The organism is Polaromonas sp. YR568 (genome assembly GCF_943369675.1).
GTDB lineage: Bacteria > Pseudomonadota > Gammaproteobacteria > Burkholderiales > Burkholderiaceae_C > Polaromonas.
In genome coordinates, this window is sequence record NZ_CALROB020000039.1 from 1 (window position 1) to 16,785 (window position 16,785).

Consider the following 16,785-nt stretch of genomic DNA (forward strand, 5'->3'; position numbering starts at 1 on the left):
TGTGCGCGAGCTCGAGCACCTGATAGGCCGCAGCGCGCTCAAGGCGCTCACAGGTCTCGCCAGGCGGCCGCGCATCGTGAGCCTGACCACCGCACACCTTGACCTGGCGGGCGGGACCGCGCCCGTGAACGCCGCGCAGCCTGAAAGCCCGGACGCCGCCATGCCCGAGGCCAATACCGGTACCGACCTGCGCAGCTCCATCGAAGCCCACCAGCGCCTGCGCATAACCGCCAGCCTGGCGCGGCACCGCAACAACTGGGCGTCGGCCGCGCGCGAACTCGGCTTGCACCGCGCCAACCTGGTGCGCCTGGCCAGGCGCCTGGGCCTGCGCGAGCCTTGAACGGCGGATTTCAGGCGCGCACGAAATAGACAAAAGTGCTGCGCGGAAAGATGTGCCGGTACACCGGGCGGGCCAGCGCCCGCGCCAGGTTCTTCAATTGCAGCAGCCCGGAGGCGCTGTTGTAGAGCCGGTAGAAGCTCGGGTGCAGCGGCTTCAGGCCAAACTCCTTGCCGAAGGCGATCAGCGAATCGTGGCTGAAGGAATTGATGTGCTCCAGCGGCGCGATGGGCATCTGCTGCTGGGCCGACAGCGCGCCGAAATCTCCGGCCTGCCCGATTTTTTTCAGTGAAGCCGCCGCATCGGGCACGCTGATCTTGATGACGCCGTCGCAGGACAGCGCGTCGCGCAATTGCGCCAGCACGGCGCGGGGCTCGGTCAGGTGCTCAAAGACCTGCTCGGTATTGATGAAACGAAAGCGCCTGGCCGGAAGGTCGGCCAGGCCGACGACACGCAGGCCCACGGATTTCCCGTGCTGCGCGCGCTCCTCGGACAGCTCCACACCCCAGACGTTGCAGCCGTAGGCCATGGCCATGCGCGACCAGTGCGCCCAGCCGAAGCCGAAGTCCAGGATGTCGAGTTCGCCCGGCGGCAGCCCGAAGTGCTGGATGATGAACTGCACCTGCTCGGCCAGGTAGCGGTACTCGTCCAGGCTGTAGTCGCGGTGCTCGCGTTCCAGGTCCGTGCCGGGCACCCAGCCGTTGTAGATTTCGCCCAGCAGGGCATCGCCCGGCACCTGTTGCTGGAACACCAGGCCGCAGCCCTCGCAGCGGGCGAGCGCGTAGGTGCCCGCGTCGGCGGCATCGGTGGCGTGGCCTTCGTAGTGGCGTGTCAGGTAGGCCTGCAGGCCCGCGCCGCGGTAGGGCTCTTCATATAGCACGGACAGCGAAGCGCCCAGGCAGGCGGGGCACTGTGTGCGCACTTTCATGGCCGACTCTTGCGCCAGCGGGCTGTGGGGCCGCTGCACGGGCCGCGCGGGCGCGGGCTTCTTCGCGCTGGGCACGAGCGCCTCGGGCAGGCGCGGGAATTCAAAGGATCGGGCTGGCATGTTCATGGCGTGGGTCCTGGACGCCGCGGGTGCGGCAGTACACAAACACCTTAGTCCCCTAAGGGCTCGCCTGGGGTAACCCTGTGTAAGCCACGTATCGTTGATGCCGCCCCGCTTACCCGCGCCTCAGGCCATGCGCCCCTTGTTTTCCACCACCGCGCAGCCCGTGATGCGCCACGCTTTGTTGCGTTGCCGCTCCAGGCTGTAGACCGCCAGCCAGGACGCGCCGCCGGCATCCGTCATTTGCACGCGCTGGATGGCCCGGTCGTCCTTGCCTTCGGCTTTTAAAAACGCCACCGAGCCCGGCCGGTACACCACCGGGTAGTCCTTGCGCACCATCGCCATAAAGCCGGCTGCGTTGCCCACGGCTTCGCGCACATTGGGCGCGGCGAATGAAAACGCTTTCGCCGCGTCGTCTTTGGCGAACGCGGCCAGCTGGTGCTCAATCACGCCGCGCACGCTTTTTTCGTCCGACGCGGTGAAGGGCGCGGCCTGCGCCGGGGCGGCCGCCATCAGCAGTGCGAGCATTGCGGCTGCCGCGGCGAAGAGCCTGCGCAGATGCGTGGAGACAGGGTGCGCGCGTGGGTTCATGGTGTCCTCCTGAGGTGTTGTCGTGGGCCGGCATGGCCATCATGCCGCAGCTTGCCCTGGCCTGGAAGTACGCAGCCGGCGGCGCGGTGGATGTTGCCTTGGGCTACAGGAACTGGCCGCGCGCGAGCATCACGACGCCGCCGCTGACCATGGTCTCGCCCGCCGCATTGGCCTGCACGGTGATCTTGCTGGGGCGGCCGACAAAGCGGCCCTGCTTCAGCGTGATGACGTCGCCGGCGGCGGCCGCGCCATGCTGCAACAGGTAGGCGCCCACAGGCCCGGCGGCGCTGCCGGTGGCGATGTCTTCCACCAGCCCGGCGTTGTCCCAGGTGCGGCCTTCGCGCGCCGCGACGTCCAGCACATAGGCGAACCTGGCGCCCACGGTGGCCAGCAGCGCCTCGAAAGCCGGGTGCACGATGCGCGCGCGGTCCAGGCCGCCCGCGGCCGGCACCAGCAGGTAGGGCAGGCCGGTCGACACCACCTGCAGCGGAAAGCGGATGTCCAGTTGCGCCGCATCCAGGTTGAGCGCGGCCAGAAAGGGTTGGCTCTCGGCACGGCCCAGCGGCGGTTTTAACGTGGCCTGGCCCTGGTTCATGCGGGCGTCATACGTGGCGGGTGAGCCTTCCAGGCGGGAGGTGCCCAGCGCCACCGCGCGCGTGCCCAGCATCAAGGTCCAGTCGGCATCGGGCTGCTTCGCGGCATGCAGGTGGTGCAGCAGGCCCGCCGCGCCCAGCAGCGGGTGGCCGGCGAAATCGAGTTCTTCCTCCATCGTGAAGATGCGCGCTTCATAGCGATTGCCGGGGCCGGCGGGTGTCAGGAAAATGCTTTCGAACTGCCGCATCTCCACCGCCAGGCGCTGCATCAGGCGCGCCGGCAGCGGGCTTTCGGGCAGGAAAACCGACAGGCCGTTTCCGGCCAACGCTTCGTGGGTGAAGACGTCGACCTGGTAATACGCAAGTCCGGATGAAGAAGGGCTGCTTGTCATGAAGTGGGCTCCTGCCGGAGATTATCGCGGCGGCGTCCTACCCGCGTATCGGCGCTTCAGGCCGCGCGGGATGCGCAACCGGTGGTAAAAATAAATCCACTTTCCGGAATGATCGACCCCATGGACAGCACCGGCAGCGCCGCCTGGTACGCGCAACTCGTCAAGCCTTTTTTTGCCCCGCCGGCGTCGGTCTTTGCGCCGGTGTGGACGGTGCTTTACCTCGTGATCGCCGTCAGCTTCGGCTATGTGCTGCTGCAGGCCCTCAAGCGCCGTTACCCCTTTTCCGTCCTGCTGCCCTTTGTCCTGAACCTGGTGTTCAACCTGGCCTACACGCCCATCCAGTTCGGCCTGAAGAACAATGCGCTGGCCAGCATCGACATCCTGCTGGTGCTGGGCACACTGGTCTGGGCCTTGCTGGCTGTCTGGCCCCGCGCGCGCTGGGTGGCGCTGGCGAATATTCCCTATCTGCTGTGGGTCGCGTTTGCCACCGTGCTGCAGCTCAGCATCACCTGGCTGAACCGGTAGCAGGGCGGGTAGATCACCATGCGTCGACCTCCCATGCTGCTGGCCGTATCGCTGCTCGCTGCCGCGGCTGTACTCGCGACCTCCGGTTGCGCCGCGTGGCGAATCCGGCAGTCGGCGGAACTGGCCCGGCAGAGCGAGCCGTTCGAGGCCTCGCCCGCAAACGCCGTGGCCACCCTGCTGGTGGTGGGCGACAGCACCGCCGTCGGCACGGGCGCGTCCTCACCCGCGCACAGCGTGGCCGGGCTTATTGCGAGGGACCACCCGCGTTTGAAAATCATCAACCGCGCCAAAGACGGCGCCAAGTTCTCCGACATCGCCCGCCAGCTTGAAGCCGTGGGTGAGCAGCGCTTTGACGCCATCCTGGTTCTGGGCGGCGGCAACGACGTGATCCGGCTCACGCGCTACCCGGTGCTGGAGCAGGACGTCGCGCACACCGCCGCGCTGGCGCGCACCCACGCCAACCTGGTGGTGATCATGCCCAGCGGCAATGTGGGCAGTGCGCCGTTTTTCTTCGCGCCGGTGTCTTGGCTGATGACAAAACGCTCGCAGGTCCTGCACGGCTTTGTGCGCGAGGCGGCGAAGGACAACAGCGCCCTGTACGTGAACCTCTACAAGGACAAGGCCGAGGACCCCTTCGCACAGCGGCCCGACGAGCTCAATGCCAAAGACGGGCTGCACCCCAGCGATGCGGGTTACCGGCTCTGGTACGACGAACTCAATGCGCAGGCGGATCTGTCAGGGCGCTTGTCCGCCTTGCGCCGCTAGGGCCAGAGCACCCCCGCTCCCCGGGCGGCCTAGAATCCCGGGTCACTTCCCTCTTTCAATCCATCGTCATCAGGTCCACGCATGTCCCTAGAAGTCCTTGAAGCCCAGACGGGCGACAACCCCACCGCCACCATCCTCATCATGCACGGCCTGGGGGCGGACGGACGCGACTTCGTGCCGATCGCCGAGCAGCTCGACCTTTCCAGCGTGGGACCGGTGCGCTACCTGTTCCCGAGCGCGCCGTCGATTCCCGTCACCATCAACGGCGGTTATGTCATGCCGGCCTGGTACGACCTGCTGGGCGCCGACCTGGTGAGCCGGCAGGACGAGGCCGGGCTGCGCAAGTCGCAGGCCGACATCGATGCGCTGATCGCGCACGAAATATCACGCGGCATTCCCGCCCATCGCATCGTTATCGCGGGCTTCTCGCAGGGCTGCGCGATGGCGCTGATGACCGGCCTGCGCCACGGCGAGCGCCTGGCCGGCATCGCCGGGCTCTCAGGCTACCTGCCGCTGGCCGACAAGACCGCCGCCGAGCGCAGCGCCGCCAATCAGGACGTGCCCATCTTCCTGGCCCACGGCACGCGCGACGGCGTGGTCGTGCTGCCGCGCGCCACCGCCACGCGCGATGCGCTCACGGCCATGGGCTACCCGGTGGAGTGGCATGAGTACGCCATGGAGCACTCGGTGTGCCCGCAGGAAATCGTCGACCTGGAGAAGTGGCTGTTGAAGGTCCTGGCGTAAGGCGGGAGAGCGTTCAGGCCGGTTGCGCGCTTCGCGCATCCCGCGCCATGCGCCGCACGCGCCACAGCAGGAAGAACGCGATGCTGAAGTTCAGCAGGTTCCAGGCCACGCCGTTGAGGAAAGCCGCGTGGTAGGAGCCCGTCAGGTCGAACACCTTGCCTGACATCCAGCCGCCCAGCGCCATGCCCAGCAGGCTCGCCATGATCACCGTACCCACGCGCGCGCCGGCCTCGGCGGGCTCGAAGTATTCGCGCACGATGATGGCGTAAGCCGGCACCAGGCCGCCCTGGAACAGGCCGAACAGCGCTGCAATCACGTAGAGCGACACCAGCCCGTCAAAGGGCAGGAACAGCAGCAGCGCGATGCCTTGCAGCACCGAGCCCAGCATCAGCGTGCGCAGCCCGCCTATGCGGTCGCAAATAACGCCCGACACCAGGCGGCTCACCACGCCGCAAGCCAGCATCAGCGACAGCATTTCGGCGCCGCGCGCCGCGCCGTAACCCAGGTCGGTGCAGTAAGACACGATGTGCACCTGCGGCATGGCCATGGCCACGCAGCAGGCGACGCTCGCCACGCACAGCAATGTCTGCGCCGCGCCGGGCGTCAGGCCGAAAGGCCGGTTGCTGGCCGTGGCGGCTACGCCGCTACTGCCCACCGTGGAAGCAACAGCCACCGGCGGGCGCTTGCGCATCAACAGCGCCAGCGCCGTCATCGCCACAAAACTGAAGAGGCCCAGGCCCAGGTAAGTCTGCCGCCAGCCCACGGCCTCGACAAAGTGCTGCACGATGGGCGGCCAGATCGCGCCGCCCAGGTAGTTGCCGCTGGCGCACACCGCCACCGCGAAGCCGCGCCGGCGCATGAACCACAAGGAAGTGTCGGCCAGCAGCGGCGCGAAGGTGGCGGCAGAACCGAGGAAACCGATCAGCAGCCCGTGCGCCAGCGAGAACATCCACACATTGCTGGCCATGGCGGCAAGCGCGAAACCCAGGCCCAGGCCGACTGCGCCTATGAGCAGCGGCACCATCACCCCGAAGCGGTCGGCCAGCCGGCCCATCATGATCCCGCCCACGCCGAAGCCGATCATCAGGAAGGTGTAGGGAATGGACGCATCGGCCCGCGAAACGCCGAACTCGGCTTGCACCGCCGGCAGCACCACGGCCACCACATACATGCCGCAGGCGCCCACCGTCATGAGGGCCAGCGTGACCATGAGGCGCATCACGGCATAGCGCGAATCGACGAGTGACGAGGGGTCCTGGGATCTATTGGTTGTGGGGTAGGGGAGGGGGCTCATCGGCGCTAGCGTACACCAGTACGCCAGGCGTTGCAGCCGCCTCCGTCGGCCTCTCTGCTCAGGCGTCGGCCGCTATCAAAAAAAGAAATCTTGCGGCCTAACGCCAACACTCCGCGAGCGGTGCATTGCTCGCCTGGCCGGTCAGGCCCTTCGCGCCTGCCTGCGTGATCGTGAAGCCGCCGCACTTGTCCCCTTCCATGGCCTGGCCTGCCAGGGGAGCCATGATCAGTTCGAAGGTGCTTGTTGTAGCCGTGCTGGGGTTGGTGCCGCTGGTCACCAATTCATACAACTGCGTCCCCTCGGCTGGAGAGCGCAGCAATCCCGGCGGCATGACCGACCAGACCGAGGCGCCATTACGGTCTTGGTTATAGCGGTCGTTGGCCGAGTAGAAGCGCTGCATGTACTGCGCGGCCTGCAAGATCTGCGCGCGCGCAGCGGCGCGGTGCCCGCGCGCAACGTAAGTGGAATAGGCCGGCAGCGCGATCGCTGCGAGTATGCCGATGATGGCGACCACGATCATGAGTTCGATGAGTGTGAAGCCCGCGCCAGCGCGGGGTGTGGTTGGGGGTGTGGGCGACATGAGTGAACTTTCGCAGCGTCGGGGCGTGCCGGGTCAGTTGGCGCGAGGGAAGATCTGGCGCCAGGATCGGTTGATGATGGAGGCCGGGCAGAGTGCAGGATTTTTTTGCCTGAAGACAGGATCCTTGCAGTCCAGGTTTTGTTTTGAGCACTTATCGGTATTGGCCGCGGCGTAAGTTGGGTCGCTGCAGGTTTGTTGTTTTTTGTCGAAGATGCGAACCTTTCCGTGACCAAACGCATTGTCGACACGCACGATGCCATCCTCGTTCGGAATGGTAAAGAAGACGTCGCTGCCATCGGCAGCTGCGGTCAGGGCGCACACATTCGCATCGCTGTTATCGATGTTTCCGTCCGCATTCGTGTCCAGCGTCCCGCCACGGCGGCAGGCGCCTGTCAGTGGGTTGACAAAGATGCTGATGGACGTGCTTGATGACGCCTGACAGCTTTCTCCACTGGCTGGGGGGGTGATCGGGTTGATCTGGACAACCTCGCCGATTGCTTGAAGCGGAGAGACGTTTCGCTGGCCGGGGAAAACATTCATATTCATTTTCCAGCCGCGCTTCTGGATCCAGTCAATGCTGGTGACGGACGAATTGATAAATTCCAGCGTGTAGAAGGTTGTGGGGCCCCCGGTCAGGGTGCTGCCGGCGGTTGCGACAATATCTTTGGTGACTGGTACGAGCCTGATGCCCTCGAGTTGATCATCCGTGATGGTTTTGCCGCCAGAGGCTCCGAAAAGCTCTGTGTCCCACAGGCCATAGACGGCCTGAACCGGCGTGGTGCTTGCCAAATCGCCTGTTTCGAACAGCTTGCCCGTCCCCACGGTCACCAGGTAGCTTGGCCTGTAGTTGGGTTGGTCGCTTCGTTCCACCACCGCCGGTTGTGCCGTGATCGGCAAGGCCTTACCTTCGTTCTGTGCGGTGAACATTGCGCGGCCACCATAACCCAGCGCCCATTTGTCGGGCGTTGCGCCGCTGAGGTCGAACTTCCACAGCCGACCCTGAAGGTCGCCCGCATAGGCTCCTATGATTTGCCGCATGCTGTTGAGCACCAGGCGAACGCCGCCGAGGCCATTTCCCGAGGTGTTATCCGTTTTGATTTCTTTTAAAAGTTTGCCGGAGCCTGTTTCGACAATGAACAGGCTGGCCTGGCCGGACTTGCTGTCATAACCGTTGCCGAAGATGGTGACCCAGTTGCCGCTTTGGGTGATGCCGCTTTGCACGGCGCTCAACACATGGCCCAGTTCCTGGAACGAGTTCGCCCCGTTTCCGGGTAGCACCGGGAATGCCGGGTCGGGGTTGATTTCCCACAATACCGACTTGCCATCCATTGTCAGTGGCTTTGTAACGTCCAGGGCAAAGACTGCTTTGGCGCCCGCGCCGGTCGTACCCACCACCAGGTTTTTCCATCCGGGGGTGGGGCCTGCGGCCACATAGGCATCGACCTCATTCAAAGGGCCATCCACCAGGTAGGTGTGGGCGTAGGTGATGCTGGCCAGCGACTCCATTTTCCCCAGTACCGAGCGGGGAACATAAGCAAACAGTTCACGGCCGCCCGTCGTGGTGTCACTTCCTCCGGCGAACGCATGCAGCATGCCGTCGTTGGCCCCCACAAATAGCACGCCTTCGCTGCGGTCGCGCTTGTCTTTCATATAGCTTGCGTAGAGGTCGAGCCCCGGTGTGCCACCCGGAAGCATTTCATACTTCGGGTTGGTGTTGTTTTTGATGAACACCGGTGTTGAATTGACGATGTCGCCCAGCACTGCCGCGCGACTTCTAAAAACCGAGCCTTCTTGGGCCCGGTCTCCGCGCAGGAAGTTCACAAGGTCGGCGTCTACCGCGTTGCTCATCTGCAGCTTGTCGTTGCCGCCTTTCAGCTTGTTGCCAGGCAGGTTGATGTTGGCGTAAATGAACTCAATCGCCTGCTTGCCCGCATCCACCCACACAAAAATCTTGCGCGCCGCAGGCGAGGGCAGGGTGGTTTCACCGGTGGGTTGGCCGCCGGCATCGGTTTTAATCACCTGCCATTCGACAACGTCCTTCCCGCCGTCCGGTCCGCCAGGCTTTACTTTCTGCAGGTTGCCCCACCAGTTGCCGTTGTTATAGGACGGTACAAACTTTCCGGCGTTTGTATCGAGCGCAGTACCCAATGCCGCCACCCCGGATTCGGAGAGCCGCTGGCCGGCGATTTGACCGATGATGTCGCCAAGGTCTTTGCTGAATTGGGCGGCATCCGTGACCATCAAAAACTTGCCGCCGCCGTTGTGGGCCGCATGGCGCAGGTCGTCAATCGTCGAACGCGTGTTGAAGCTGGGAGCGGGCCAATCCCGTTCACCTTTTTTGGCCGCCTCGGTATCCGCATCAGACAGTGAGCCCTGTGCGCCGAAGCTGACGGCGTGGGTGGTCATGTTTTGCCAGAACGGCGGATCATTCTGGCCGCCTTTGCTCGCGTCGTTGGCCAGGTCGGGCCGAAGGTCGGCGGCCCAGTATAAGAAGGCGATGTCCGCAAGGGTGTCTTTGGCGCAATAGACGCCAGGGCCGGGGCTGCATGTGGCGCCGCTGGTGCCGTCCTTGTTGTCTGATTTACCCAAACTTAGCGGATGCTTGTCGCCGGGTTTGTACTGGTAAGTGATGGTCGCGTCTCGCGCATGGGTGTAGACCGGCCCCGGGACGCTATCAGAGTCGCCGTTAGCCGGGTCTGTATCTGTCCAGTAGCCATCCGTGATCAAGATGGTGTGGGAGCGTCGGCAGGACAGGTGATTTTTGGGGTCCTCTGTGGAGGTGAGCCATGGCGTGCTTGCCCACGGCCCCGTTTTGCTTTTGTCTATGTCCAAAAAATAGGTTCCAGCGTTCTTCAGCGACGAGCGTAGCGGGGTGGCTCCGTCGTTCGGAAGGGCGTCCAGCCACTCAAAAAAATCTTTTTTCGCCAAGCCAAAGTCTTTCATCCGGGGAGTCAGCGGACTTAAAAGAGATTGGTAAATGGTCGTATAGGTCAAACGGAAATTGTCAGCCTGGCGCGCGAAGGCCGCCGACAAGCCGTTTTTGGCCGCGAAGAGCCGGAATCGGTGGGCGGCACGCCAGTTCGCAATGTTGCGGCGTTCTTCCTCGTATGTGCAGGTGTCGCCAGCGCAATCGCGGCGCTTGCCGTTGTGCGGGCCAAACGGGTTCTTTGAGAACGGCACCGTAGTGATTTCGCGGCGGGAATAATTGGATTCGGTCTGGAACTGGAGAATGGTGGGGAGTTTGTTTGGGTCTTCGGATTCGAGCAGTTTTTTTGTTGCTTCATCCTTTGGTTGATAAAGCGTCACAACGGAGGTGGCATCAACTGGCACGTCTTTCGACGTTACGGGTTTCCCCTTTTTGTATCCCGGCGTGTAGGTTTTCCTGGGATCGTAGTACAGAGGATTGTTGAACGGGGATTGCAGAAATGCGGCTTCAAAAGGTTTGCTGAGCGGAGATGTATACGTGAGATTGGGGAAAAGAATGCACGGAAAGTTGTCAACGTTCTCTCTGTCCATGGCGCGGGCCAGAGGTGGCGCGTACACGCAGTCACGGCCCATGGAGCCGGAGGTATCGAGCAATAGCGCAATATTGGGTTTGACATTGATGGTCTTGCTCAGCAGCGGTTCCTGCGCCACTTCGGCCAGCGTGTAATTCGTTGCAAGAAATGCGGTGGCGCAGCCCGCAAGCATTCGGCACAAAAGAGCCGGCACGGAGTTCAAGCGAAAAGTCATTCCATGGTGACGACAGATTGAAGCCATATTTCGGTGCCTTTCGGTGCATTTGAAGCGCTAGCGGGGGTTGTGGGAGTCTTGGGAAGTTTTGCGCTGACATCGGGCCCGAATCCACGCGCCGTGGTCACGAAGACCTTTTTGTCGAGACTCATGTATTGCGACATGCACTCAGGCGCGCGGGCGAAATAGACCGCGCTGCCTGTGTCCCCGGCCGCCGAGACGGGAACCGTGTTGAGGCTGGGCGGGGGCGATACGGCGTCCCAAGTGGCCATGTTTTCCCACATATACGGAGTACCCGTACCGACAGGCGCATCGTCGGGAACGATGCCTTTGGTGGCGTCGACCGCATTGATCCGCACCTGCTGTTCGCAAAAATACAGCGCGGCTTCCGCGGTTTGCTGGGCAAGCTCCTTCAGTCGGCTCTGGTTGGCAACCTGCTCGGTGGACGAGGCGCCGCGTATCGACATGGTGGCCAGGATGGAGAGCAGCGCCAGCATGATGAGCGCAATGACCAGCACGACGCCTTGTTGCGCCCGGCGCTTCACGAAGGGAGTTGGATTCAGACGTGTCATGAATAGCCCACGCCGTGGTTGCGCAGCAGCACCGTGCTGCGGTAGGCGCGGCGCAACTTGCCGTCGGTGATGGTGACCTTGACGCCACCACAGTCCTGGTAGCCGGGTTTTGCGCTTGAGCTGCCCAGGTCCGACAGCACGATGTTTTCACTGATGACCACGATGCAGATCTGCGCGGCGACCACCTTGTTCCAGCGATCTTCGGGCAGGGTCAGCGCCGCCAGGCCGGGTGTCGCAACGTTGTTGATTTCAGAGGCCGAGAGATAGCCTTTGGCGCCCAGGTTATTGGCGACCGCCGGATCGGCGACCGCAAAGGTCGCCGTCATGCTTTCTATGTTTTCGGCGAGGGCTTGAGTTCCCGTCAGGCTGCCGCTGCCTCGGCACATCAGCGCATTGTTCTCCACATAAAGGCGAGCCTGCATGACGTAGAAATTGCTCAGGGGGACCACGGCCACGCCGTTTCCTATGCAGTCCATGGGCAGGCCGGCAGTCGTCTTCTTGCCGCTGCTGAGGTCGCCCTCATAGACCACGGCCAGCGCAAAGCTGCCGCCGCTGGCATTGCACACGAGGCCGCTGACGCTGGGTTGATTAACCGTTGTAGTGGTGAAGCCTGTATCGCAAGCGCGCAAGCTCCAGTTGCCTTGGCCGAGGTCATTTTTCGAGCCGGCGGCGTCTCGCCGCGGGTTGTAGCCGGCCTGGCGCAGTTCGTGGGTAATGACGGACAGCGCGATCTGGGCGTCTTCGTTCATCTGGCCCTGCGCCTGGACGTTGCGCAGGGCCTGGCCCCCGCCCACATACATGATCACCAGCGCGCTGATGATGACCAGCCCCAGCATCATGGAGATCAGCAGCTCAATCAGGCCGACACCGGCCTGCTGCCGTGGATTGTTCCTGGAGGCCGCCTTCATAACTGCACCCTCATGTAAAAGCAGCGGGGCAGCGGGGTCAATGCCTTGGCATCGGCGGGGCAGTTGTCGGACTGGAGTTCCGCCGACTGGGTGGTGCCGCCCGCCGTTCGGGTGTTGTCAAAAACCGCGGCCTCTTCCCAGAGAATCCAGATGTCTGCCTGTGTTGTGCTGCCTGCGGGGCGGACCAGTTCGACGCCGCCCCCGGGCAGTGCTTCGCGTACACGGCTGCGGAAGGTCGCGATGTCCCTGGCAGCCAGGGAATCCGTTGTGCAATTGGGGAACGTGCACAGTGCGCTCGTGATGACGGGCAGGACGGCATTGGGAAGTATGTTGATTCCGTCATATTTTTTTGTTGCGAGGCCGTCGGGGTTGAGCCTGATGAGTTCCGCGAGTTCACCGGCCAGGGCGCTGGCAATAGCGCGGTTGGCCGCGTTTTTTTGCGCCGCGACCGAATAGGCCTGCATGCCGGCCAGCGCCAGCATGCCGAACGATAGAAGTAGCATGGCGACCAGCACTTCGAGCAGGGAGGCGCCGCGCTGCGCGTGGCGCGACTCCGAAGGCAGAGGTTCTGGGTTCAAGGGCATATGACCTCGCCTGGCTGCGTGCGGACGCGCCCCACAAAGTTCATGCACAAGGTCCGGGTGTAAGTGTGGTCGGTGCTCAAGGTGCCCGACGCATGCACCAACCACCGGCCTGCCAGGCCTACCGCGCGGCCCGTGGCGTCGTAGGCGATGTAATTGCGGCTGTTGACCGGAGCCGGGGGAACGGATGTTTTGCCGACCGCCAGGAAATCGCTGAGCCCTGTGAGAGGCTCCTGAATGCGAAGCACGGTTTCGCCTGTGTCGAACGAGTTGTCGTCGTTGTCGTCCACAAAAACGACCCAGCCTTCCATCCAGCCGCCTACGGCCTTGCCGTCGCCGCTGGAACAGGCTGGTGCCGTTGCCGCTGCATTGGCGCTTCTGCAAATCGTGACGCTCTTCCCGCGCCGCATGGCTTCGCCGCGCGCATAACGGGTGTCGGCGATAAAGGCATTGACGGCGCTGGATACGGAAGCGCTGGCGATCAGGCCGCGGAAGGAGGGAATCGCGAAGCTGGCAAAAATCGCGATGATGGCCATGACCACCAGGAGTTCGATGAGCGTGAATCCGCGCGGTGGCATGCGGTGAATGGTGCGGGCGGCGCCTGGTAAGGGCGTGACGTGCCGGCTGTTCGGGGCGTCTGGCCTACTTGCTGCAGGAGTCGCGATGGCTGCCTGATGTTGCATATTCATGGCTGGTTTATCGAGTGTTTTTTGAACACTTGGACCGTACTTGAGGCAGCCACGCTTGCGGGAGTCAATTGTCCGCAGCCGAACTTTGATTGCTGAAAATAGTGAAATGAGGGGTTGAGAACGATGCTCTGTGTTTATGAGCACAGCTTTTTGCACGCGCGGCACAGTGGTTGCGAACAATGCCTTGGAGGTGACGCCGGGTTTGGGTGCGTAGCGGCGATGAATTTGCGCGGGCGCTTTTCAAGCCCGGCCATACGCGCGCGCCGCGCCCGGTGTCATGCCGATGGGTACGGGAGTGGCATGCGAGAGGTAGCCTTTTCGCGAGACAGGTGGCGTTGGCGGGGCTGCGGCAGTGGCGTGTGTTCGGTCTTGCGCGCTTGCCAGTGCGGCGTGCCGGGCGTTTTCAGCCGCGGCCAGGGCGATTTTCAGCAGGCCCCGAAGGCCGGTGCCTAGAGCGGCGACGGCCGGGTGGGCTCGTAGCCGACCGGCACCGGGCTGCTGTCGGTCTGCGCGCCGAGTTCCTGGTCGCGGATGCGAAAGAGGCGCTCCAGGTCTTTCATCGCCTCGCTGTCCGGGCCGGTGGAGGCGCGGCGGGGTGCGGGTGCGTCCGCCGCGGCGGGTGTGTTCTGCTCGGGCTGTGGCTGCTGGAGCTTGTCCAGCGAGGCAAGTATGGGGGCGGCAAGGGCGCCGGCGGTGGCTGCGCTCATGGGGGCGTTCGCGGCCGGCGCCAGGGGCGGGGCCGGAGGCTGCGCGGCGGATGGCGCCGCTGAAGGGGCGGCGGGCCGGCTGGCGCGGACCGGCGGCGCCGGCCGGCCTGCGGCGGCAGCGGGCTTGGCGGGCTCGGCCCAGAAAGATTTATCGGGCATGTCGCGGTGCGGGCAGGTCTCGGCCACGTCCAGCTGCCAGGAGATGCCGTGCAGCCACTGGGTGGCCTGGGGCTCAAAACGGGTGATTTCCACCATCAGCGCATTCTGGAATGCGAAGGCGTAGTTCATCAGGCGGTCGTCCCATTGCCGCACGACCAGCCGCACATACATGCCCGGGCCCTTGCTGCGGCTGTCCACCAGCAGCATCTGGCAGTCGATCCAGCGCGGCGGGATGCCGTATTTGCGCAGCGCATCGCGCAGCAGCACCTGCACCAGCTGGCGGCGCGTGGCGTTGTCCGAGCCGTCTTCAATGGTGAGCGGGTTGTCCCGGGAGGAAGCGGGCGCGCGCCTGGGCGCCGCGGCATGCGACCGGCCAAACAGGCTGCTTATCAATTTTTTCATTTTGGTGCGGGCTTGTCGCCACCTCCGGCTCAAGCCCCGGTCTGGCTTACGGTTTCAGGGGGTTGGCGAGGGTGAACTGAGGTGTTACTGAATGTTTTTTTATAGTCGTTCAGCTTGTCTGACAAGTCAAGGAAGTTTCACCTGTTGGCCGGCGGACGTCGTTCGCTTTCCACACCGAAATCGCTAAAGTGTGTATTTGTCCTCAATCCCGGGTAGCCGGAAGAACGTATGGCCCAAATCCGGCCGCCGTGCCGGCGGGTGCGCCAGACCCCACCCGGACTGTGCTGGCAAGCCCGCCGGCGCCAGCGTGAAGCGACGGGCTGTGATAACTTCCACGCCAATCAAGAACCTGGGGGAATGACGATATGACCAAGTTGCAGGCGCCCGCGGGCGCCCTACAGGGCCGCCTGACAGCGCTTACCCCGGCCCGGCTCCAGGGCATGCGCCGCGGCATCGAGAAAGAAAGCCTGCGCGCCCAGCCCGGCGGCGGCCTGGCCCTCACGCCGCATCCGGCCGCCATGGGTTCGGCCCTGACGCACCCGACCATCACCACCGACTTCAGCGAGTCGCAGGTGGAACTGGTCACGGGCGCGCACAAAAGCCCCGAGGCCGCGCTGCAGGAACTCACGCAGCTGCACCAGTTCACCTACAGCACCATGAAGGCGCTGGGCGACGAGATGCTCTGGGTGTCCAGCATGCCCTGCGGCCTGCCGACCGACGAAACCATCCCGATCGCGCGTTTCGGCTCGTCCAACGTCGGGCGCGCCAAAAGCGTCTACCGCATGGGCCTGTCGCACCGCTACGGGCGGCGCATGCAGACGATTTCCGGCATCCACTACAACTGGTCGCTGCCCGAGGTCACCAGCGAGCAGTATTTCGCGCTGATCCGCAACTTCCGCCGCCAGGCGTTTTTGCTGCTCTACCTGTTCGGCGCCTCGCCCGCCGTGTGTTCAACCTTTGTCGCCGGCCGCCAGCATGAGCTGCAGACGCTGAGCGACAGCACCATGTACATGCCCCACGGCACCTCGCTGCGCATGGGGCGGCTGGGTTACCAGAGCGATGCGCAGGCTTCGCTGGCCGTCAGCTACAACAGCCTGGACGGTTACGGCGCCTCGCTGCAGGACGCGCTGACCCGGCCTTACCCGGCCTACGAGGCGGTCGGCATCCGCAACCCGGGCGGCGACTACAACCAGCTGGCCACCACGCTGCTGCAGATTGAAAACGAGTTCTACGGCACCATACGCCCCAAGCGCGTGATCTACCCCGGCGAGCGCCCGCTGCATGCGCTGCGCGAGCGCGGCGTCGAATACATCGAAGTGCGCCTGATGGACCTGGACCCTTTCGAGCCGGTCGGCATCAACGCGCAGACCATGCGTTTCCTCGACGTGTTTTTGCTGCACTGCCTGCTCAGCGACAGCCCGAACGACACGCCGCAGGAAATCGCCGAGCTCAAGCACAACCAGCACCAGACCGCCGCGCGCGGCCGCGAACCGGGCCTGAAGCTCAAGCGCGGCGGGCACGAAGTCACGTTGACCGGCTGGGGCGCCGAGGTGCTGGCCCAGTGCGCGCCCATCGCCGCCGCACTGGACGCAGCCCACGGCGGCACGCAGTACGCCGATACGCTGACGGCCGCCAGCGCCGCCTTGCTCGATCCGTCAACCTTGCCTTCTGCCCGTGTGCTGGCCGCCATGGCCGGCGAGCACGGCAATTCCTTCGTCAAATTTGCCCGCGCGCAGTCCCTGAAAACCCAGGCGGCTTTGCAGGCCCAGCCTTTGACTGCCGAAGAACTCGCGCACTTTGCCGCGCAGACGGAAACCTCCATCCAGGAGCAAAAAAAGATCGAGGCCACGGACACCATGCCGTTTGAGGTCTACCGGCAACAGTACGTCTCGGCCGAGCGCCTGGGCATGCCGGGCCGCGAAGCCGTCGTCATCTGATTCTTTTCGGTGCGCCGCGGCGCCAAACCGCGCACCGCTGGTGCGCGGGCCCCGCTTTCACCGGCATCGCGGGCCTTCGCCGGGCCTCATTGGTGCAAGGTCTGACGCCGGTCTTACGCACTGAAAAGCAGAACGCCGGATGAAACCGTGATGACAGAGTGCACACCCTAATTCAGGTGCGCCCCTGCGGTTAGCCTTTGTTCAGAGCGCTCCTGCTCTGCACGTCAAA

15 protein-coding genes and 1 pseudogene are annotated in these 16,785 nt (G+C 64.1%); 5 read left to right on the forward strand and 11 right to left on the reverse strand.

From position 1 onward, the window contains the following. Positions 1-340: pseudogene (locus tag ACLV8F_RS18980) on the forward strand (nitric oxide reductase transcription regulator); the annotation flags it as partial. 10 nt (positions 341-350) lie between these two features. On the opposite strand, the gene ACLV8F_RS18985 reads toward ACLV8F_RS18980, so the two are convergent. The 3 genes from ACLV8F_RS18985 to ACLV8F_RS18995 all read right to left on the reverse strand — a co-directional run bounded on the left by ACLV8F_RS18985 (position 351) and on the right by ACLV8F_RS18995 (position 2,961). After that, a complete protein-coding gene (locus tag ACLV8F_RS18985) occupies positions 351-1,391 on the reverse strand; it encodes a class I SAM-dependent methyltransferase (protein ID WP_411885759.1) in 1,041 nt (346 codons plus the stop codon). Positions 1,392-1,511: 120 nt separating this feature from the next. Next, entirely contained in the window at positions 1,512-1,976 is a 465-nt protein-coding gene (locus tag ACLV8F_RS18990; protein ID WP_411885760.1) for a DUF4864 domain-containing protein, read from the reverse strand. Between the two features lie 103 nt (positions 1,977-2,079). Next, the gene (locus ACLV8F_RS18995; RefSeq protein WP_411885761.1) at positions 2,080-2,961 is read right to left on the reverse strand and encodes a PhzF family phenazine biosynthesis protein; all 882 of its coding nucleotides are present in this window, start codon (positions 2,959-2,961) and stop codon (positions 2,080-2,082) included. Positions 2,962-3,069: 108 nt separating this feature from the next. Here ACLV8F_RS18995 and ACLV8F_RS19000 point away from each other — a divergent pair, with 108 nt between their 5' ends. The 3 genes from ACLV8F_RS19000 to ACLV8F_RS19010 all read left to right on the forward strand — a co-directional run bounded on the left by ACLV8F_RS19000 (position 3,070) and on the right by ACLV8F_RS19010 (position 4,995). After that, positions 3,070-3,486 carry a TspO/MBR family protein gene (locus ACLV8F_RS19000; RefSeq protein ID WP_411885762.1) on the forward strand — a complete coding sequence of 139 codons (417 nt, stop codon included), beginning with the start codon at positions 3,070-3,072 and terminating at the stop codon, positions 3,484-3,486. Positions 3,487-3,504: 18 nt separating this feature from the next. Continuing rightward, positions 3,505-4,251 carry an SGNH/GDSL hydrolase family protein gene (locus ACLV8F_RS19005; protein WP_411885763.1) on the forward strand — a complete coding sequence of 249 codons (747 nt, stop codon included), beginning with the start codon at positions 3,505-3,507 and terminating at the stop codon, positions 4,249-4,251. An 81-nt stretch (positions 4,252-4,332) separates the two neighbouring features. Then, entirely contained in the window at positions 4,333-4,995 is a 663-nt protein-coding gene (locus tag ACLV8F_RS19010; RefSeq protein WP_411885764.1) for an alpha/beta hydrolase, read from the forward strand. A 13-nt stretch (positions 4,996-5,008) separates the two neighbouring features. Here the strand turns inward: ACLV8F_RS19010 and ACLV8F_RS19015 are convergent, their stop codons facing one another. From ACLV8F_RS19015 to ACLV8F_RS19050, 8 genes are all read right to left on the reverse strand, one after another. Beyond that, entirely contained in the window at positions 5,009-6,289 is a 1,281-nt protein-coding gene (locus ACLV8F_RS19015) for an MFS transporter (protein WP_411885765.1), read from the reverse strand. Positions 6,290-6,386: 97 nt separating this feature from the next. Beyond that, entirely contained in the window at positions 6,387-6,809 is a 423-nt protein-coding gene (locus tag ACLV8F_RS19020; protein ID WP_411885766.1) for a type IV pilin protein, read from the reverse strand. A 93-nt stretch (positions 6,810-6,902) separates the two neighbouring features. After that, a complete protein-coding gene (locus ACLV8F_RS19025; RefSeq protein WP_411885809.1) occupies positions 6,903-10,580 on the reverse strand; it encodes a pilus assembly protein in 3,678 nt (1,225 codons plus the stop codon). 17 nt (positions 10,581-10,597) lie between these two features. Further along, positions 10,598-11,173: a PilX N-terminal domain-containing pilus assembly protein gene (locus ACLV8F_RS19030; protein ID WP_411885767.1), complete on the reverse strand. Its 576-nt coding sequence runs from the start codon at positions 11,171-11,173 to the stop codon at positions 10,598-10,600. Further along, a complete protein-coding gene (locus ACLV8F_RS19035) occupies positions 11,170-12,081 on the reverse strand; it encodes a PilW family protein (protein ID WP_411885768.1) in 912 nt (303 codons plus the stop codon). Before ACLV8F_RS19035 ends, ACLV8F_RS19030 begins: the two co-directional genes overlap by 4 nt. Next, positions 12,078-12,665: a type IV pilus modification protein PilV gene (gene pilV, locus ACLV8F_RS19040; RefSeq protein ID WP_411885769.1), complete on the reverse strand. Its 588-nt coding sequence runs from the start codon at positions 12,663-12,665 to the stop codon at positions 12,078-12,080. The genes ACLV8F_RS19035 and pilV overlap by 4 nt, the downstream gene beginning before the upstream one ends. Next, positions 12,656-13,240 (reverse strand): GspH/FimT family pseudopilin, encoded by a 585-nt coding sequence (locus ACLV8F_RS19045; RefSeq protein WP_411885770.1) that lies wholly within the window; start codon positions 13,238-13,240, stop codon positions 12,656-12,658. Before ACLV8F_RS19045 ends, pilV begins: the two co-directional genes overlap by 10 nt. A gap of 560 nt (positions 13,241-13,800) precedes the next feature. After that, entirely contained in the window at positions 13,801-14,619 is an 819-nt protein-coding gene (locus ACLV8F_RS19050; RefSeq protein ID WP_411885771.1) for a hypothetical protein, read from the reverse strand. Between the two features lie 365 nt (positions 14,620-14,984). On the opposite strand from ACLV8F_RS19050, the gene gshA reads away from it, so the two are divergent. After that, positions 14,985-16,556 carry a glutamate--cysteine ligase gene (gene gshA / locus ACLV8F_RS19055; protein WP_411885772.1) on the forward strand — a complete coding sequence of 524 codons (1,572 nt, stop codon included), beginning with the start codon at positions 14,985-14,987 and terminating at the stop codon, positions 16,554-16,556. Positions 16,557-16,785: the final 229 nt, after the last annotated feature.